Genomic DNA, 18500 nt, shown 5'->3' with positions numbered 1-18500 from the left:
GAACAGCCCTCTCATGAATCGTTATCCGGCCTGGAAGTACGCCATCATTGTGATTGCGCTCATCGTCGCAGCCCTGTACACGCTGCCCAACTTTTTCGGCGAAGCGCCTGCGGTCCAGGTTTCCAGCGCCAAGTCCACCGTCAAGATCGACAGTACGACGATGGCGAAAGTGGAGCAAATATTGAAGGAAGCCGGCGTTACGGCGGATGTCATCGCCCTGGACGGCAATTCCGTCAAGGCGCGGTTTGGCGATACCGACACGCAACTCAAGGCCAAGGACGCGATTCAGAAAGCGCTGGCCCCTGATGCGGGGGACTCCGGTTATGTGGTGGCGCTTAACCTGTTGTCCCGATCGCCTGCATGGCTGACATCGTTGCATGCAAACCCCATGTATCTGGGGCTGGATTTGCGTGGAGGCGTGCACTTCATGCTGCAGGTAGACATGCAGGCCGCGCTGGCCAAGCGTGCCGAGTCCCTGGCCGGAGATGTCCGGATGTCGTTGCGCGAAAAAAATATCCGGCACGGTGGCATCGCCCGCAACGGCCAGGCTATTGACATCAAGGTGCGTGACTCGGCCACGCTGGCATCTGCCAAAGGCCTGATTCAGGACCAGTTTCCAGACCTGCAGACGGTGGAGGTGCCGGAAGGAACCGAGTACAAACTGACGGCCACGATCAAGCCCGAGGCTGCGCGCCGCATCCAGGACCAGGCCCTCAAGCAGAACATGGTGACGCTGCACAACCGGATCAACGAGCTTGGGGTGGCTGAGCCGGTGATCCAGCAACAGGGCGCAGACCGCATTGTGGTGCAGCTGCCGGGCGTGCAGGACACGGCCAAGGCCAAGGATATTCTGGGGCGCACGGCGACCCTGGAAATGCGTCTGGTGGATGACAGCGCTGAGGCCCGTGCAGCCATGACCGGGGGAGGCATGGTTCCCTTCGGCTCGGAAAAATTCCCTGATATCAGCGGCAATCCGGTGATTGTGAAGAAGCAGGTCCTTGTCACCGGCGAGAGCCTGACGGATGCCCAGGCCGGCTTCGATTCGCAAAAGCAGGAACCCAATGTATCCCTGACGCTGGATGCCAAGGGTGGACGGGTGATGCGCGAAACAAGCCGCGAGAACATGGACAAGCCGATGGCCATCCTGCTGTTCGAAAAGGGCAAAGGGCAGGCTATTTCGGTGGCAACCATTCGCGGGGAATTGGGTACACGGTTCAGCATCTCGGGTGCCATGAATATCAACGCAGCCAACGATCTCGCCCTGTTGCTGCGTGCGGGCTCGCTGGCCGCTCCCATGGAAATCATTGAAGAGCGCACCATTGGCCCGACGCTGGGCGCCGATAACATTGCCAAGGGCTTTCACAGCGTGTCGTGGGGCTTTGTCGTGATCGTGGCGTTTATGGCGATCTACTACATGCTTTTTGGCCTGTTTTCCGGCCTGGCGCTTGCCGTCAACCTGCTGTTGCTGGTCGCGGTGCTGTCCATGCTGCAGGCTACCTTGACCTTGCCTGGCATGGCGGCGATGGCGCTTGCGCTGGGCATGGCCATCGACTCCAATGTGCTGATCAATGAGCGTGTGCGCGAAGAATTGCGAAACGGTGCCTCCGCGCAAGCGGCGATTCATGCAGGCTATGAGCGGGCCTGGGCAACCATTCTGGATTCCAACACCTCGACATTGATTGTGGGTCTTGCGTTGCTGGCTTTTGGGTCCGGCCCGGTCCGCGGCTTCGCCGTGGTGCATTGCATCGGTATCCTGACCAGCATGTTCTCGGCGGTGTTTTTCTCGCGCGGCCTGGTCAACCTCTGGTATGGCCGCCAGAAGAAGCTCAAGACGGTTTCCATTGGCACTGTGTGGCGGCCCACCACTTCGGGTGCGGTGGCGAAGTAAGCCCACGCCCGGCCCTTTTCCTGAATTTCCCAAGGACTCCAGATGGAATTTTTCAAAATCCAGCGTGACATTCCGTTTATGCGGCACGCCCTGATCTTCAATGCCATCAGCTTTGCCACGTTCGCTTTGGCCGTATTCTTCCTGTTCTCGCGCGGCTTGCACCTGTCCGTCGAATTCACCGGCGGCACCCTGATGGAGGTGAACTACACCCAGGCTGCCGACGTCGGGAAAATCCGCGATACGGTGGCAGGGCTGGGCTTCGCCGATGTGCAGGTCCAGAATTTCGGCACCTCACGCGACGTGATGATTCGCTTGCCGGCACAAAAGGGCGTAAGCACTGCGCAGCAAAGCGACAAGGTGCTTGCGGCCCTGAAGGCTGCCAGCCCGGATGTGACGCTGCGGCGCACTGAATTCGTCGGCCCACAGGTGGGCGAGGAGCTTGCCCACGACGGGCTGAAGGCGCTCGCCATGGTGGTCTTCGGCATCATGGTCTATCTGGCTTTCCGCTTTGAATGGAAATATGCCGTGGCGGCCATCATCGCCAATTTGCACGACGTCGTGATCATTTTGGGGTTCTTCGCTTTCTTCCAGTGGGAGTTTTCACTGGCTGTGCTGGCTGCTGTGCTGGCGGTGCTGGGCTACTCCGTCAATGAGTCGGTAGTGATCTTTGACCGGATTCGCGAGAACTTTCGACGCTATCGCAAGATGAATACCACCGAGATCATCGACAACGCGATCACGTCCACCATCAGCCGTACCATCATTACCCACGGTTCCACCCAGATCATGGTGCTGTCCATGCTTCTCTTTGGCGGGCCGACCCTGTTTTACTTTGCCCTGGCGTTGACCATCGGCATCCTGTTCGGGATCTATTCGTCGGTGTTTGTTGCCGCTGCAATCGCCATGTGGCTTGGCATTCGGCGTGAGGACCTGATGAAAGGGCCGGCCAAAAAAGACGAGGATCCCAACGACCCCAACGCCGGGGCCACGGTGTAAGCTATGACTTAATCATCCTAGGGCGGCTGTGGCTCCAAGTAACAAAAATAGCAGGGTTCTGGTCGAGCAGGCACGTGCGCTGTTTGCGGAGCGTGCTGTACGCGTACTGCCTGCACTGGCGAAAACCATTCAAGACAGGCTCACTGCCGCAGTTGATCAGCCCGGCGGTGTCCGGGAAATGCAGGACCGGCGTGATGCCTGGATGGCTTTCCAGAAAAGTGGTGCCACCTGGGTTCGTGGCACAACCGCCGCATGGACCACTGCCCAGACGATTCCTGCGCCAAACTCGCCCTCGAGGTTTGCCGACAGCGGCAAATTTGAATTGATGGGTAACGACGTGATGGAGGACAAAATCCTTGCTTCGCGGCTCGCGCTTCGGTTGCTGGACTTCGCAAGCTGGGAGTTGAACGACCTCCGGTTGCGCATCCAAAACCTGGAGGCCGTCACGGAATTGCACAAGCAGGACATTCTTCGCCCCGAGGTGCTTGCCCAGCACATGGTTGAGCAATGGAGTCTTGCATCGCTGCCACGGGATGTCTGGCTCGTTGTCCAGGATGTCATCCAGAAGGACATGGGCACACACCTGCTAGAGACTTACCATGCCACCAACGAGTTTTTGGTGCAGCAGGGGGTGATGGCGGAAATCGACTTACGGCCGCTGGTCAAACGCACTCCCTCCGCTGCGGATGCCGGAGCGTCTGCCAGGAAAGCCTCCACTTCCGAGAAGGAACGCGGCAAATTCGGCGGCGAAACCGGCTCCAGGACCGGCGGGTCTGAAGGCGGTGGCGCACGTGGTTTTGGCGGAGGCCAGGGCGATGGGCCTGATAGCCGGGTTCAGGGTGTGGGTGGCGGGCGATCTTCAGCTTCTGCCGGCCGTCAGGGTGCAGCTTCTCCAGGTGCGGCGTCCGAAGGAGCAGGGTCGCAGCCAGGCGTATCCAGGCAAGGCGGCGCAGTCTACGATGAAACCCGCATGCAAACGGCGACGACGCCGCTCGCCAGGGCACGCATGAGGGCCCAGGGTGTGATGGGGCACCTCAAGCGTTTGCTGTCGAACCAGGTCGCAGGCTTCGACGATACCCACCCCACACAGGCGTCGCCTCAGCTCGCGCAGGCCATGGTGAGTGTGCAGAAGCAGGAAGAAACCGGTGCAGAGCGTACCTTGCTCGCAGATGCGCAAGGGCAGATCTATGGCCAGGTGCATGTCGACAATGCTGCTACTGCCTTGCGGGAACGAACCAATACGCTCAAGCAGGCGGCGTCCACCTCATCCGAGAAGGCGACGATTGAAATCGTCGCCCTGATGTTCCAGAGCATTCTTGCCGAAGACCGCATTCCGCCTGTGATCCGGGTCTGGTTTGCCCGTTTGCAGATGCCGGTATTGCGTGTGGCGATTTCCGAGCCAGAGTTCTTTGAGTCGCTGCAGCATCCTGCACGCCGGTTGATCGACCGCATGGGCTCCTGCGTATTGGGCTTTGACGTCACGGTGGCCGGCGGCGCCATGGAATCTGAAGTCAAGCGCATTGTGCAAGTGATAGAGCAGTATCCCGAAACAGGGCGCCGGGTGTTTCAGCTGGTTTATGACGAGTTCGAAAAGTTTTTATCCAAATTCCTTTCCGAGCATGGCAGCGCCGCCCGTGTTGTGAGCGTCGCGCAACAGGTCGAACAAAAAGAGACCATGACGATCCAGTACACCATTGAGATGCGGAACATGCTCAATGACATGCCGGTTCGTGACGAGATCCGCGAATTCCTCTTCAAGGTATGGGCCGAAGTACTGGCCATCGCCGCGATGAAGAACGGGCCGCAGCACGAGGAAACCATCACGCTCAAGCGGGCTGCCGCTGATCTGGTGTGGGCCGCGAGCGCCAAACCGAACCGCAATGATCGCGCCCGTGTGATTGCAGACCTGCCGAAATTGCTGCAGCTGCTGCGCCTGGGCATGTCCATGCTGGGCTTGGGTGTGTCTGACCAGGACGGGCACCTGAAGACCATCAGCGATACGCTGGCCGATGCATTCATGTCCAAAACCGACACCATTTCCCAGGAGCGGGTGGAGATCATGGCCAAACGGCTGATGAACCTGGAAGACTATCTTTCCGATGAGGACGTCGGCGACCTGCCGCTAGATACTGACAGCCTGGTCACCATGATCGGGATCGATGCTACCGACATTGAAGTGATCGCCGATGGTGGCAGCCAGCCCACGGAAGCCATGCGCGCATGGGCCCGGGAGCTCCAGGTAGGTACATGGTTCAGCCTGGACCACAACGGCAAGATCAGTCATGTGCAGTTTGCCTGGTGCAGTGATCGCAAGCAGTTGCACCTGTTTGCTTCTGCCGATGGCCGGAACTTCCTGATCCAGGCTCGTCGGCTCGCGGCCTACCTGCAGTCGGGTTTGCTGGTGCCTACGGAAGAGGAAGCGCTCACGGTACGTGCCACGCGCGACGCGCTTGCCAAGCTGGATGCAAATCCCGAGCGGTTGCTCGGCTAAGGGCCTCGTTGTCCGGCGTGCCCGGGCAACCGGTTCAAAAATGTCGTTTTTGTGCCGCAGTGCTATTCAGTGAGCAAGGCGACCTTCCGCGTCGTCGCACAATTCGTCCAGAACCAGCGCATCGGGTTCTTCGCCGAAGCTCCAATAGACCATCAATACGATGATTTTCAGGTCATCCAGCGTGACGGGGTCGCCCGGTGCCGCCATGGCACGGTCAATCACAATCTCGCGCATGTGCGGAGGCAATACGCCGGACGACTCAAGGAAGCTCACAAATCCCAGGCTCTGTGCGCCGAGTTGTGTTTGCTCGGCAACCGAATAAACGCGAAGGCTGTCGGGGGATTGGGGCTGAATGACCGGATGCGCACCGGGCTCGGTGAGCTCTGACGGGGCACTGGCCGGCAGACTGATTTGCGTGCCTTGGGCGGCGATATTCAAGCCGTCGAGCCAGACGAGGGCCGCTTGGATTTCTTCCGCCTCAAAACCCGCTGCTGTCAGTTTGCGGCCGAGCCGCTGAAGTTCGGGGCAAGCGTCACCTTGCCAGTAATTTTCGTAGACGTACACGAGTACTTCGAACATGCGTCCAATATAACGCAGTTGGCGGCAGCATTGTCAAGCCGGTGAAAAGAGTGCGGTGTTTATGCGTCAGCGCGTCGCTGGAACAGGCCGCCGGGAAGCCTGAACACCTGTCCGTCGAGTTCCAGCTCAAGTAGCTGTGCCTGCAGCATGGCTGTTTCGATCCCGGTTCGCGCCTGTAGTGTGTCCAGGCTCACCACGTCGAATCCCAGTGCGGCGATCAGGGCGGTAGATGAGGGGGACTCGACCAGGAGACCGGTTTCTTTCTCTGTTGACGTATATGCCGCTGCACCCGGCGCCACACCCCGCGCAGGGAGATTTAATTCCTCCAATATGTCCTGCGCAGTTTCCACCAGCTTGGCTCCCTGCTTGATCAGTGCGTGGCAGCCGCGTGACTGGGGCGAATGGATGGAGCCGGGTATGGCAAACACCTCTTTGCCCTGTTCGGCCGCCAGCCGCGCGGTGATCAGCGAGCCGGATTGCAGAGCCGCCTCGATGACCAGAGTGCCCAGCGACAGGCCGGAAATGATGCGGTTGCGTCTCGGGAAGTTCGCGGTCAGCGGTGGCGTGCCGAGCGGGAATTCGCTGATGATCATGCCTTGCTGCGCAATACGGTGCGCCAGCTCGAGATGTTTTTTGGGATAGACACGGTCTAGTCCGGTACCCACCACGGCAATGGTATCTCCGCCGGCTTGCATGGCGCCGTCGTGCGCCGCACCGTCGATACCCAAGGCCAGGCCTGACACAACGCAGAGTTTGGCACCGGCCAGGGCCTTGGCGAATTGGCGCGCATTAGCTTCGCCCTGCGGCGTCGGGTTGCGGCTGCCTACGATGGCTATATGGGCCACGGGGGATGGCGATAACGCCTGCGGCTGGGGTGCATGCTTGCCGAGCATGTAGAGCATCAGCGGGGGATCGGCGATGTCGAGCAAGGCCGCGGGGTAGGCCGCGTCTCCAATCGCGACCACCCGCCGGTGCTCGCCGGCCTGCAACCAGTCCAGCGTCATTTGCAGCTGGGCTGCCAGATTTGGAGGCTCTGCCCTGAGTGCGCGGGCCAATTTCTCCGAACCCAACTGTTCCAGCGCGGCTGAACTCTGGTCAAAAATCGCCTGCACTGATCCAAAAGCGGCTAGCAGCTTGCGGGAATTCTCATTTCCTACGCCCGTTGAGAGGGTCAGGCGCAACCAGGCCTGGAGCTCATGTTTTTCCACGTGATAGCCAGAGCTGAAAGGAAGAAAGGGTCAACGACTTCGAGAACTTGCCCCGAATGTAGGTGGGCTCGGATTACCGACGCCGGTGCGTTGCTTGTCCGCCGGTTAATTGGGGTTGGCGAAACGGTCCCCTACCTTCACGCCGTCAGTCACCTGAAGGACGAGAGCATAGGAAACGGCATCAAAAGTGCGAAACACCATCAACAGGCCATTTCGTTCGTTGGGCAACTTGATCTGCGTGCGGTTACTGTCGGTTTTGTCTTTCAGTCGTTCCCCGTCCTTGAGAATGGCCATGACATGGCCACGTTCCAGGCCATCCCTGGCGCCACGATTGATGACCACGACCTGGTTCTCCGCAGCATTGGTCACGGCACTTCCATAGATAGACACAATCTGTCCGGCAACGGCAGAAGAAGGCGCGTGCGGTATGTAATTCAGCAACTCGCGTGGCGGTTCAACCAACAGCCGGTCACCCACACGCATCTCTTCTTTGGTAGCAACGATGTCGATCGTCGCCGGCACGATTTCGGATTGCAGCTTGCCGTCTTTACCGGCTATTTCCGCAACCGATTCGCCGCGTGCTATTTCCGCCTTGCCGACGTATTGCGCCTCGTAGCCCAGAATCGCCTGGGTCGTCGGATCTTTCAGCGGCGTTGCGTTGCGAAACACCCGGTAATTGACCGGTTCGCCTTTTTCAATGCTCAGGGGTTTGCCGGTGGTGCTGCCGGTGCCGTATTGGCTACGCGCATAGGCGCGATCTCCGCGGCTAAGCAGAACGCGGCCTTCCTGGGCCGCCACAATGCGGGGCGCATTGGAAAGCATGGCCTCGTCGACGATCAAGGCCTCATTCAGGAAGGGCTCGATCAGGTTGGGCGCGATCGTGGGAATGGAGGTGTCTGCCAGGGTTTCAAAGCGGGTGCGCGGAGAAACTCGTACGGTGTCTGTCGGCGGGCCATCGGTTTGGGCCTGGCGGGTTCGCAAAACGGCACGCCCATCGGATTTCTCCAGATAGAGCTGTTGCCCCGGGTAAATGCGGTGAGGGTTGCGGATGTCCTGGAGGTTCATGCCCCATAGCTCGGGCCAGCGCCAGGCGTTTTTCAGAAATAAACCGGAAATTGCCCACAAGGTGTCGCCGCGCTTCACGGTGTAGGTATCGGGCGCATTGGGAGCCAGATCGCCCAGGGGAACGCCTGTCTGGGCCACTTGGGCTGCCGTGGCTTTTTGGTCGGCCGTGATGGGGAAGTTCTGAGCATGCAAGCCGACCGAAATGCCCAAAAGAGCTGCAGCGGCTATTGAAATTTGACTGAAACGACCAGAAATTGTTTGCATCTTGTAGGCCTTCGGCGCTTTTATGGGGCTAGGACGGCGTTTTCGGGGTGCAACCCCGCGAAAAAAACCGTGTTTATATCTTGATAAATCACTAACGATTTTGTACCTAAGCCCTTGATTAAGCAACGAATACACGATTCTGGGAATATCAGGATGCCGAAAAACAGAGAAAAGTGGCGAAAATAGCGACATCTCACCCATTGCCCAGCCTTCCTCCATGAGCCAGTTAACCATTCTTCGTTACCCCGACCCCCGCCTCCACACCGTTGCCAAGCCTGTGGCGGCCGTTGATGCGCGCCTGCGCAAGCTGGTCGACGACATGCTCGAAACCATGCACGAAGCGGCGGGCATCGGCCTGGCGGCAACCCAGGTGGATGTGCATGAGCGCCTGGTCGTGATTGATGTCAGCGAAGACCGGACCCAGCCCCTGGTGCTGATCAATCCCGAGATTGTCTGGGCCAGCGAAGAAACACGCGTGGGCGACGAAGGCTGCCTGTCGGTGCCTGGTATTTATGACGGCGTGGAACGCTCTACCGCCATCAAGGTACAGGCGCTGGATCTAGACGGGAAGCTGCAGGTGCACGCAGCCGAAGGCATGCTGGCGGTTTGCATCCAGCATGAAATGGATCATCTGATGGGCAAGGTGTTTGTGGAGTACCTGTCCCCGCTGAAACGCAACCGCATCAAAACCAAGATGATCAAGCAGAAAAAGGACGAGGAGCGCGACTCGCCCCGTTAACCTGTCCGTACGTACGGACGTCGGCCGTCAGTACCGCGTGCCGGAACCACGGGATTTCCCTAGGAGTCTTTAGAATCGGACTCCATGCGTGTCATTTTTGCCGGTACCCCTGAGTTCGCCCGTGTGGCCCTTGAAAAGCTGCATGCAGCCGGTTTTGAGATTCCCCTCGTACTGAGCCAGCCTGACCGCCCCGCAGGCCGCGGCATGAAACTGCAGGCTTCGCCCGTCAAGCAATGGGCCGAAACCTCACACACGCCCATCGCCCAACCCAGAAGCTTGCGGCTGGACGGCAAATTCCCTGACGATGCCGCCGCGGCGCGCGAAGCCATCACCGCAGCACGCGCGGACGTCATGGTGGTGGCGGCCTACGGACTCATTCTTCCGCTGTGGGTTCTGGATGTACCGCGGTTGGGCTGCCTCAATATCCACGCGTCGCTGTTGCCGAGATGGCGCGGTGCCGCGCCGATTCACCGGGCCATCGAAGCCGGTGATCCGGAAACCGGCGTCACCATCATGCAAATGGATGCCGGGCTGGACACGGGCGACATGCTCCTGACGGAAAAGCTGCGCATCGCACCCGGCGACACCACGGCTTCGCTGCACGACAGGCTGGCCAATCTGGGCGGGCGGCTCATCGTGGAGGCCCTCGAGATCGCTGCGTGCGGAGGCCTGCAGGCGGTCTCTCAGCCCGCAGAGGGCATCACTTACGCACACAAAATTGAAAAACATGAAGCATTGCTGGATTGGTCGCAAAGCGCTGCCGTACTCGAGCGGCGCATCCGGGCGTTCAACCCGTTTCCCGGCGCGGCCGGTGTTGTAGACGGGCAAACCCTCAAGTTCTGGCGTGCCGAAGTTCTGGCGGATGTGCGCCGGCCGGGTGGGGCCGAGGCCGGTGAAGTCCTTGCCGCAGGGCCACAAGGTGTGGACATTTGTGCCGCCGATGGCGTTCTGCGCATGAGCCGGCTTCAAAAAGCCGGCGGCAAGGCGCTGGATGCATCCGAATTTTTGCGGGGATTTGAGATCCGTCCCGGCATGGTCTTCATTCAACCGGATATCGCCAGACAGGGGTGAAAAAAATGACGGGACAGAAAAGGGTGGGGTTTTTGTGAAGACATTCTTCAAGCATCCGGACTTCCGGCTCGGGGTGAGTGAGCTCGCCACCGTCGCGCCGGGTATCGCCGCCTGGGGCCTGATGACAGGCGTGGCGATGGTCAAGTCGGGCATGAGTCTTATCGAGGTGCTGCTGATGGCGGTGCTGGTTTTTGCCGGCAGTTCCCAACTGGCAGCCTTGCCACTTATCGTGGCTGGCGCACCCATGTGGGTGATTCTGGCCACCTCGTTTTGCGTCAACCTGCGCTTCATGGTCTTCAGCGCCCACCTGCGCCCCTATGTGATGCACCAGAGCTTGTGGCGCCGCATGGCTTTTGGCTACGGCATGGCCGACCTGAACTATGTGCTTTTTACCAAACGCTTCCCGCACCCGGCCGCCGATGCTGCCGGCATTGAAGCCCAGGACGCCTACTGGGTAGGCAGCTGCGGCATGAGCTGGGTCAGCTGGGTGGGCGCCACGCTGGTGGGAATCGCGCTGGCCAATTCCATTCCGCTGTCCTGGGGCCTGGGCTTTGCCGGCATCCTGGCGCTGCTGGGCATCATGTGGTCGCTGGCCACCACCCGACTGCGCGCGGTGTCTGCAGCCATCGCGGGTGCCGCCGCTGTCGCCACCTTCGCCTTGCCGCTCAAGCTCAATATCCTGGTGGGCATTGCCGTGGCCGTCATCGTCTGCCTGGTGCTGGAAAAATCAGCGCCGGCCAAGCCTGCGGTATCCACTCCCGGAACCGGAGACGCAGCATGAACCAGACGGATCTCTGGACGGTGGTGACCATCATCGGCATGACGCTGATGACCGTCCTCACGCGCTCCTTCTTTTTTCTCTCCAGCAAGCCCTGGACGCTGCCCGGCTGGGCGCAGCGCGGCCTGCATTACGCGCCCATTGCTGCGCTGGCCGCAGTGATCGTGCCGGAAATGGTGATGACGCAGGGCCACTTCATCGCAACCTGGAAAGACGCGCGGCTCTTTGCAGTAGTCGCCGGCACCGCCTGGTATTACTGGCGTCACGGCGTGCTGGGCACCATCCTGGCCGGCATGGCGGTGTATTTGCCGTTGCATATGGGGTTGGGCTGGTAGCCCCACGGTAAAAATTAGCACACCCCTATCGGGCTCACTGCGTGTAGCCCTTTTCCCCTTGCAGGGGACGGCGCCTGCGGCCCGGCAAAGCCGGTTCCGCGGCCCCCGCTGGCCTTGGCGTTACTCGCTTCGCATCGTGTTTGGTGTCGACTGCTATCAAATCAGTAGCTGTTTGCGCTGGTTCTGCGCGGGCTGGAGGCCGATTTGATGCCTAAATTTACGCTTTCCCGGCTTTGTCTGACGCGCCCAGGTACATGCGGCAACCTACAATTTGGGGCTTTGGGCGCTGTGGCCCAAAGCCTTTTTTCATTTGTGAGCCCTCCATGAACTTCATCCGTTTCTCCGACCTGTGCGCTAGCGGCAAAGTTGCCGGCAAGCGCGTGTTCATCCGTGCCGACCTCAACGTGCCGCAGGATGACAGCGGCAACATCACCGAAGACACGCGCATCCGCGCCTCGATTCCCTGCATCCAGATGGCGCTGGATGCCGGCGCCGCCGTGATGGTGACTTCCCACCTCGGTCGGCCGGTGGAGGGTGAATTCAAGCCGGCCGATTCGCTGGCGCCTGTGGCCAAACGCATGGGCGAGTTGATGAAGCGCGACATTCCCCTGGCCTCCGGCTGGGTAGACGGTGTGGATGTCAAACCCGGCCAGCTGGTGATGCTGGAGAACTGCCGGCTCAACAAGGGCGAGAAGAAAAACAGCGAAGAGCTGGCGCGCAAGATGGCTGCGCTCTGCGATATTTTTGTGCACGATGCGTTCGGCACGGCGCACCGCGCTGAAGCCTCCACCTATGGCATTGCGCAGTACGCGCCCGTCGCCAGCGCCGGCCCGCTGCTGGCCGCCGAGATGGACGCCATCTCCAAAGCCCTTTCCAGCCCGCGCAGGCCGCTGGTTGCCATCGTGGCCGGCAGCAAGGTCTCGACCAAACTCACCATCCTCAAGTCGCTCGCCGCCAATGTTGACCAGCTCATCGTGGGCGGCGGTATTGCCAACACCTTCATGCTGGCCGCCGGTTTGAAAATCGGCAAAAGCCTGGCCGAAGCCGATCTGCTGGCCGAAGCCAAAGCCGTGATTGACGCCATGAAGGCGCGCGGCGCCGAGGTGCCCATTCCGACGGACGTTGTCACCGCCAAAACCTTTGCCGCTGACGCGCCGGCCACCGTCAAGGCGGCCACTGATGTCGCCGATGACGACCTGATTCTTGATATCGGCCCGCAAACCACCGCGAGACTTGCGGCGCAGCTCAAGGCGGCCGGCACCATCGTGTGGAACGGCCCGGTCGGCGTGTTTGAGTTTGACGCGTTCGCCAAAGGCACCGAAGGCATTGCGCGCGCCGTTGCGGACAGCAGCGGGTTCTCTATCGCCGGAGGCGGGGACACGCTGGCCGCCATTGCCAAATACGGCATTGAAAAGCAGGTCGACTACATCTCGACCGGCGGCGGCGCTTTTCTGGAGGTGCTGGAAGGCAAGACGCTTCCGGCCTTTGAAATCCTGCAAAAGCGCGCGGGCCATTGAGGCGCTACTTGCAAAATACGGCAAACCGCGGTTTGCAGGTTCAGGGCGCGACACGCTGCATGCAGCGGGCCACCCTCCGGCTTCTGGCCAATACCCCGGCTGCGGCGATGGCTTGGTAACCGCTACGTAACTCATTCGTGTAAAAATAAGAAACTAAATTACAGGAGACAGACATGAAGATGCAGCGCCGCGGCACCAAAATCGTTGCCACCCTTGGCCCCGCCTCCAGCGATCCGGCCTTGCTGGAGCAGATGATTCGCGCTGGCGTCAATTGCGTGCGGCTGAATTTCAGCCACGGCACGGCGCAAGACCACATCGACCGTGCCAGGCTGGTGCGGGAGGCCGCCACCCGCGCCGGGCGTGAGGTCGCCATCATGGCCGACCTGCAGGGCCCGAAAATCCGTGTCGGTAAATTTGCCGAGGGCAAGGTGCAGCTCGAGCAAGGCATGAAGTTTGTGCTCGACGCGTCCCGCACCGAGCTGGGTGACATCAACGGCGTGGGCCTGGACTACAAGGAACTGCCGCGCGACGTCAAGGCCGGCGACACCCTGCTGCTCAACGACGGCCTGATCGTCATGACCGTGGACAAAGTAAAGGGCGAGCAGGTCCATGCGACGGTCAAGATCGGCGGCGTGTTGTCCAACAACAAGGGCATCAACAAGCAGGGCGGCGGCCTGACGGCGCCGGCGCTGACGGCCAAGGACATGGAAGACATTCGCACTGCGATGAGTTTCCAGGCCGACTATGTTGCGGTGAGCTTTCCGCAGAACGCCAGCGACATGGAAATGGCGCGCCAGCTGTGCAACGTGGCCGGTGCCGAGCACCGCCACAAGCCGGGCTTGATCGCCAAGATCGAGCGTGCTGAGGCGATCCCCAATCTGGAAGCCATCTGCAGGGCCAGCGACGGCATCATGGTCGCGCGCGGCGACCTGGCCATCGAGGTCGGCAATGCCGCTGTGCCGGCGCTGCAAAAACGCATGATCCGCATGGCCCGTGAGCTGGACAAGGTGGTCATCACCGCGACCCACATGATGGAATCCATGATCACCAACCCGGTGCCTACGCGCGCCGAGGTCAGCGACGTGGCCAACGCGGTGCTCGACGGCACCGACGCCGTCATGACCTCGGCCGAGACCGCCGCCGGCCGTTATCCGCTGGAGACCATTGTCGAGATGGCCAATATCTGCGCCGAAGCCGAAAAAGCCGAGGACGTGAAACTGGATGCCGACTTCACCGGCATGACCTTTGACCGCATTGACCAGTCCATCGCCATGGGCGCCCTGTTCACGGCCCACCACCTGGGTTGCAAGGCCATTGTGGCGCTGACCGACTCGGGCTCTACGGCGCTGTGGATGAGCCGCCACCGTATCCATATCCCCATCTACGCACTGACGCCCAAACTGGCGACCCAGCGCAAGATGGCGCTGTACCGCAATGTCAGGCCGCTGCTGATGGACCAGAGTGTCGAGCGCGACACTGCGCTCGGCGATGCCGAGGCCCACCTGAAAAAACGCGGCATCGTCGAAAGCGGTGACATTTATGCCATCACCTGCGGCGAACCCATGGGCGCGCCAGGCGGCACCAATATGCTGAAGATTTGCAGGGTAGCTTGAGCCCCCACGCTTTTCACTTCGTGTAATGCGCTGCCCCCCGAGGGGGCCGCCCGCCCTACGGCCCGGCAAAGCCGAAAAATTGGCACACCCCTATCGGGCTCACTGCGTGTAGCCCTTTTCCCCTTGCAGGGGACCGCGCCTGCGGCCCGGCAAAGCCGGTTCCGCGGCCCATGCTGGCATGAAGAATCAGTAGCGTAACCAGCGGGGGTTTTCACCAGTGGGGGCCAAGGGTCCGGCTTCGCCGGCCCAAGGCGCCGCCCCCTCGAGGGGGGAACAGGCTACACGCAGTGAGCCTGGACGGGGGTGGACGATGTTTACACGCCGTTACGGCATGCATTCAGACACAAGTTCGGTTATCCCACCCTATTCGGGTAAACGTTAGAATCAAGGCTTCGGTTACTTCGTGGTTACGGGCGTTTCCAGGCGGCTTTTACGCCGCACGGCCCTCGCGAGGAACCCGCCTTTTGGCAGTGTTTTTCTAACTTCTGGGGATATCACACATGGCACTCGTTTCTATGCGCGAGCTGCTGGACCATGCGGCAGTCAACGGCTACGGCATTCCGGCTTTTAACGTCAACAACCTTGAGCAGGTGCAAGCCGTGATGGAAGCGGCCAAAGAGACCGGCGCGCCCGTCATCCTGCAGGCCAGCGCAGGCGCCCGCAAGTACGCCGGTGAACCCTTCATCAAACACCTGATCGAGGCGGCTATCGAGATGTATCCCAACATCCCGCTGGTCATGCATCAGGACCACGGCCAGAACCCTGCCGTTTGCCAGGGCGCCATCGACCTTGGTTTTTCGTCCGTGATGATGGACGGCTCGCTCGAAGCCGACGGCAAGACCATCGCCAGCTATGAATACAACGTCGAGGTGACGAAGAAGGTCTCGCAGCTGGCCCACAAATACGGAGTTACCGTCGAAGGTGAGCTCGGCTGCCTGGGTTCGCTGGAGACCATGAAGGGCGACAAGGAAGACGGCCACGGCACCGACGCCACCATGACGCGCGAGCAGCTGTTGACCGACCCCGAGCAGGCCGCCGACTTCGTCAAGCGCACGCAAATTGACGCGCTGGCGATTGCCATCGGCACCAGCCACGGCGCCTATAAATTCACCCGCAAGCCCACCGGCGACATCCTGGCGATTGACCGCATCAAGGAAATCCACAAGCGCATCCCGAGCACCCACCTGGTGATGCACGGCTCGTCCTCGGTGCCGCAGGAAATGCTGGCTGTCATTCGCCAGTACGGCGGCCAGATGAAGGAAACCTACGGCGTGCCCGTCGAGGAAATCCAGGAAGCCATCAAGCACGGCGTGCGCAAGATCAACATCGATACCGACATCCGCCTGGCCATGACCGGCGCGGTGCGCAAGTTCCTGGCTGAAAACCCCGAGAAATTCGACGCCCGCGAATGGCTCAAGCCCGCCCGTGAAGCCGCCAAGGCTCTGTGCAAGCAGCGCTACATCGAATTTGGCTGTGAAGGCCAGGGCGCCAAGATCAAGGGTGACGCCCTGCAGGTCGTGGCCGCCAAGTACGCCAAGGGCGAGCTCGCCCAGGTCGTGCATTAAAAAGCACCGAAAATTCCCGCCGCCCGCCCGCGCGGATTGGCGATAATTCAAAGCCCGTGGACTCTTTCGAGTCGCGCGGGCTTTTTACTTTGACTCCCTCTGCCACCCTGTCATCCTGCCTCCCACCATGACCCAAGCACTCCATACCTCCGCCCTGACCTCCCTGCCCCTGCTGGCGCGCGGCAAAGTGCGCGACAACTACGCTGTGGGCAAGAACAGGCTGCTGATGGTGGCCAGCGACCGGCTGAGTGCATTCGATGTCATCCTGGGTGAGCCAATCCCCGGCAAGGGCGCGCTGCTCACGCAGATGGCGCTGTTCTGGTTTGGCAAGCTCGGCCACATTTGCCCCAACCACCTGACCGGCGAGACACCCGAAAGCGTGGTCACCCCGGCCGAGGTGCCGCAGGTCGTCAACCGCTCCATGCTGGTCAAGCGCCTCAAGCCCATCCCGGTCGAGGCCGTGGTGCGCGGTTACCTGGCCGGCAGCGGCTGGAAAGAATACCAGGAGAGCCAGGCCGTCTGCGGCGTACCGCTACCCGCGGGCCTGAAGAACGCAGGCAAACTGCCGGAGCCCATCTTCACACCGGCCGCCAAAGCCGAAGCCGGCGAGCACGACGAAAACATCAGCTACGAGCAGGTGGTGAAAGTAGTTGGCGCCGACATGGCCGCGCAGATCAAAAAGATCAGCATCGAGATCTATAGCACCGCCGCCGCCTTCGCCCTGACCAAGGGCATCATCATTGCCGACACCAAATTCGAATTCGGCCTTGATGAGAATGGCGTGCTTACGCTGATGGACGAGGTGCTGACGCCCGACTCCTCACGCTATTGGCCGATCGAAGGCTATGAAGCGGCGTATGCCGCCGGCCAGAACCCGCCCAGTTACGACAAGCAGTTTGTGCGCGACTGGCTTGAAAGCGTGCGCATCAACGGCAAGCCCTGGGACAAAACCCCGCCTGCGCCGCACCTGCCGGCCGATGTGGTTGCCAAGACTGCTGCCAAGTACCAGGAAGCCTTGGCCCGCCTGACGGCCTGAGGCACGGCAGCAGTCGCCGGCGCCCTCCATGGAGTTCCTGCTCGAGTTGCTGTTCGAATTTTTCGGTGAACTGTTTTTGCAGCTCTTCGGTGAGTTTTTTGGCGGTGTTTTCAAGGCGGCCTGGTACAAGCTGCACGGACGCGACCATGAGCTCACTCCCGTGCAGGAAGCTGCCTGGTCTGTGGCTACAGGTGTTGGCGCCGGCCTCCTCACCGTGCTGGTGGTGCCTCATCTGGCGATTCGCCTGCACTGGCTGCAAATTCTCAATCTGCTGCTTGCCCCTTTGCTGGCGGGGCTGCTGGTCGAAAGGGCTCGTGCGTGGCGCGAATCGCGCCGTGAATTCAGCGTTGAGGTGGCAGGCTATGCCGCGCTGTTCGGGTTTGCTTTTGCCTTGACGCGCTGGCTGTTTGGCCAATAAGCCCTAGCTCAAGACGACGCTGCTGAGGCGCCGACGATACGTCGCCACGGTCGCATCTTCCGGCGGGATTTGCCCATCAGCCACCTTGGGCTTGGGCGCTTCCATGACGTCGAGCACGGCGATGTAGGTCTTGCGTGCCAGGTCTTCGTTCCAGGCCTTGTCGCGCATCAGGATTTCCAGCAACTCGTCCAGCGCCTCAGTCCAGCGCTGCTGCGCCATGAGCCAGCGGGCTTTGTCAAAACGTGCTTCGAAATCGCGTTTGTTGGCCGTAATCCTTGCATCAAAACCGGCTGCAGCACCCACTCCATGAGCGCCGGTAGCTACAAAATCCATAGCATCCATCCAGCGCTTGAGCGAGTCAAAGCGCCGCACCACGGTGGTCTGGGCGATCACAGGCGCAAACGCCACCTTGGCGTCGTCTTCGCGGCCCAGCTGCAGCAGCAGCTTCACATAGTCAAAGCGGGCGTTGTCGTCGGCCGGGTTGGCGGCGACGGCATGCTGGAGTTTTTCCAGCACGGCAGTGGGGTCCGTGTTTTCTTCTTCGAGCGCGAGTTCCTGCTCTTCGGGCTGCTCTTCAGCCGGCGGCAAATGCTTGTCGAGGAATTCCTTGACCTTGCCTTCGGGCAGGGCGCCGGCAAAACCGTCCACCGGCTGGCCGTTCATCATCAATATGCAGGTGGGGATGCTCCGGATGCCGAAAGCGGCACCCAGTTGCTGCTCCTGGTCGGAGTCGATCTTGACCAGCTTGAAGCGCCCGGCATATTCCACTTCCACTTTTTCAAGGATGGGCCCGAGCGACTTGCAGGGGCCGCACCAGGGCGCCCAGAAGTCGATCAGCACAGGCGTGGTCATGGATGCGGCAACGACTTCCGCTTCAAAGTTGGCAATGGTGACGTCGATCATGGTCTGGCAGAGTTGGGGTATCGGGGCCGGTTTT

General features: G+C 60.8%; 16 protein-coding genes. 12 read left to right on the top strand and 4 right to left on the bottom strand.

From position 1 onward, the window contains the following. The first annotated feature begins 13 nt into the window (after positions 1–13). The 3 genes from secD to AC1DY9_RS15315 are packed head-to-tail and all read left to right on the top strand — an operon-like array spanning position 14 to position 5375. Positions 14–1888, top strand: coding sequence for a protein translocase subunit SecD (secD, locus tag AC1DY9_RS15325; RefSeq protein WP_477666953.1), 1875 nt, complete (start codon positions 14–16; stop codon positions 1886–1888). Between the two features lie 42 nt (positions 1889–1930). Then, complete coding sequence (secF, locus tag AC1DY9_RS15320) at positions 1931–2884, top strand: protein translocase subunit SecF (protein ID WP_477666952.1); 954 nt, start codon at positions 1931–1933, stop codon at positions 2882–2884. Between the two features lie 28 nt (positions 2885–2912). Further along, entirely contained in the window at positions 2913–5375 is a 2463-nt protein-coding gene (locus AC1DY9_RS15315) for a DUF1631 family protein (RefSeq protein ID WP_477666951.1), read from the top strand. A 66-nt stretch (positions 5376–5441) separates the two neighbouring features. Here AC1DY9_RS15315 and AC1DY9_RS15310 read toward each other — a convergent pair whose 3' ends face one another. From AC1DY9_RS15310 to AC1DY9_RS15300, 3 genes are all read right to left on the bottom strand, one after another. Beyond that, positions 5442–5954, bottom strand: a complete 513-nt coding sequence (locus AC1DY9_RS15310) for a Smg family protein (RefSeq protein WP_457282413.1) — start codon at positions 5952–5954, stop codon at positions 5442–5444. 59 nt (positions 5955–6013) lie between these two features. Continuing rightward, the gene (dprA, locus tag AC1DY9_RS15305; protein ID WP_457282412.1) at positions 6014–7162 is read right to left on the bottom strand and encodes a DNA-processing protein DprA; all 1149 of its coding nucleotides are present in this window, start codon (positions 7160–7162) and stop codon (positions 6014–6016) included. Positions 7163–7267: 105 nt separating this feature from the next. Further along, the gene (locus tag AC1DY9_RS15300; RefSeq protein WP_457282459.1) at positions 7268–8491 is read right to left on the bottom strand and encodes a LysM peptidoglycan-binding domain-containing protein; all 1224 of its coding nucleotides are present in this window, start codon (positions 8489–8491) and stop codon (positions 7268–7270) included. Positions 8492–8708: 217 nt separating this feature from the next. Here AC1DY9_RS15300 and def point away from each other — a divergent pair, with 217 nt between their 5' ends. From def to AC1DY9_RS15255, 9 genes are all read left to right on the top strand, one after another. Next, positions 8709–9230, top strand: a complete 522-nt coding sequence (def, locus tag AC1DY9_RS15295) for a peptide deformylase (protein ID WP_477666950.1) — start codon at positions 8709–8711, stop codon at positions 9228–9230. An 84-nt stretch (positions 9231–9314) separates the two neighbouring features. Continuing rightward, positions 9315–10301, top strand: coding sequence for a methionyl-tRNA formyltransferase (gene fmt / locus AC1DY9_RS15290; RefSeq protein ID WP_477666949.1), 987 nt, complete (start codon positions 9315–9317; stop codon positions 10299–10301). Between the two features lie 34 nt (positions 10302–10335). Continuing rightward, positions 10336–11082 carry an AzlC family ABC transporter permease gene (locus AC1DY9_RS15285; protein ID WP_477666948.1) on the top strand — a complete coding sequence of 249 codons (747 nt, stop codon included), beginning with the start codon at positions 10336–10338 and terminating at the stop codon, positions 11080–11082. Next, the gene (locus tag AC1DY9_RS15280; RefSeq protein ID WP_477647217.1) at positions 11079–11414 is read left to right on the top strand and encodes an AzlD domain-containing protein; all 336 of its coding nucleotides are present in this window, start codon (positions 11079–11081) and stop codon (positions 11412–11414) included. The genes AC1DY9_RS15285 and AC1DY9_RS15280 overlap by 4 nt, the downstream gene beginning before the upstream one ends. Positions 11415–11737: 323 nt before the next feature. After that, positions 11738–12931, top strand: coding sequence for a phosphoglycerate kinase (locus AC1DY9_RS15275; RefSeq protein ID WP_477666947.1), 1194 nt, complete (start codon positions 11738–11740; stop codon positions 12929–12931). A gap of 179 nt (positions 12932–13110) precedes the next feature. Continuing rightward, complete coding sequence (pyk, locus tag AC1DY9_RS15270; protein WP_457282458.1) at positions 13111–14544, top strand: pyruvate kinase; 1434 nt, start codon at positions 13111–13113, stop codon at positions 14542–14544. Positions 14545–15044: 500 nt separating this feature from the next. Continuing rightward, the gene (gene fba, locus AC1DY9_RS15265; protein WP_477666946.1) at positions 15045–16109 is read left to right on the top strand and encodes a class II fructose-bisphosphate aldolase; all 1065 of its coding nucleotides are present in this window, start codon (positions 15045–15047) and stop codon (positions 16107–16109) included. Positions 16110–16236: 127 nt separating this feature from the next. Next, entirely contained in the window at positions 16237–17145 is a 909-nt protein-coding gene (locus AC1DY9_RS15260; protein ID WP_457282405.1) for a phosphoribosylaminoimidazolesuccinocarboxamide synthase, read from the top strand. 28 nt (positions 17146–17173) lie between these two features. Further along, positions 17174–17563, top strand: coding sequence for a hypothetical protein (locus AC1DY9_RS15255; protein ID WP_457282404.1), 390 nt, complete (start codon positions 17174–17176; stop codon positions 17561–17563). Between the two features lie 3 nt (positions 17564–17566). On the opposite strand, the gene trxA is transcribed toward AC1DY9_RS15255, so the two are convergent. Then, positions 17567–18466 (bottom strand): thioredoxin, encoded by a 900-nt coding sequence (gene trxA / locus AC1DY9_RS15250; RefSeq protein WP_457282403.1) that lies wholly within the window; start codon positions 18464–18466, stop codon positions 17567–17569. Between the last annotated feature and the right edge of the window lie 34 nt (positions 18467–18500).

This window comes from Polaromonas sp. P1_F6 (assembly GCF_056405695.1).
This window is presented reverse-complemented; position numbering and strand designations above follow the sequence as displayed.

Bases quoted from the DNA above. Each gene is read 5' to 3' on its own strand.
- secD (WP_477666953.1), top strand. From the start codon at position 14: ATGAATCGTTATCCGGCCTGGAAGTACGCCATCATTGTGATTGCGCTC.
- secF (WP_477666952.1), top strand. From the start codon at position 1,931: ATGGAATTTTTCAAAATCCAGCGTGACATTCCGTTTATGCGGCACGCC.
- AC1DY9_RS15310 (WP_457282413.1), bottom strand. From the start codon at position 5,954: ATGTTCGAAGTACTCGTGTACGTCTACGAAAATTACTGGCAAGGTGAC.
- AC1DY9_RS15300 (WP_457282459.1), bottom strand. From the start codon at position 8,491: ATGCAAACAATTTCTGGTCGTTTCAGTCAAATTTCAATAGCCGCTGCA.
- def (WP_477666950.1), top strand. From the start codon at position 8,709: ATGAGCCAGTTAACCATTCTTCGTTACCCCGACCCCCGCCTCCACACC.
- fmt (WP_477666949.1), top strand. From the start codon at position 9,315: ATGCGTGTCATTTTTGCCGGTACCCCTGAGTTCGCCCGTGTGGCCCTT.
- AC1DY9_RS15280 (WP_477647217.1), top strand. From the start codon at position 11,079: ATGAACCAGACGGATCTCTGGACGGTGGTGACCATCATCGGCATGACG.
- AC1DY9_RS15275 (WP_477666947.1), top strand. From the start codon at position 11,738: ATGAACTTCATCCGTTTCTCCGACCTGTGCGCTAGCGGCAAAGTTGCC.
- pyk (WP_457282458.1), top strand. From the start codon at position 13,111: ATGCAGCGCCGCGGCACCAAAATCGTTGCCACCCTTGGCCCCGCCTCC.
- fba (WP_477666946.1), top strand. From the start codon at position 15,045: ATGGCACTCGTTTCTATGCGCGAGCTGCTGGACCATGCGGCAGTCAAC.
- AC1DY9_RS15260 (WP_457282405.1), top strand. From the start codon at position 16,237: ATGACCCAAGCACTCCATACCTCCGCCCTGACCTCCCTGCCCCTGCTG.
- AC1DY9_RS15255 (WP_457282404.1), top strand. From the start codon at position 17,174: ATGGAGTTCCTGCTCGAGTTGCTGTTCGAATTTTTCGGTGAACTGTTT.
- trxA (WP_457282403.1), bottom strand. From the start codon at position 18,466: ATGATCGACGTCACCATTGCCAACTTTGAAGCGGAAGTCGTTGCCGCA.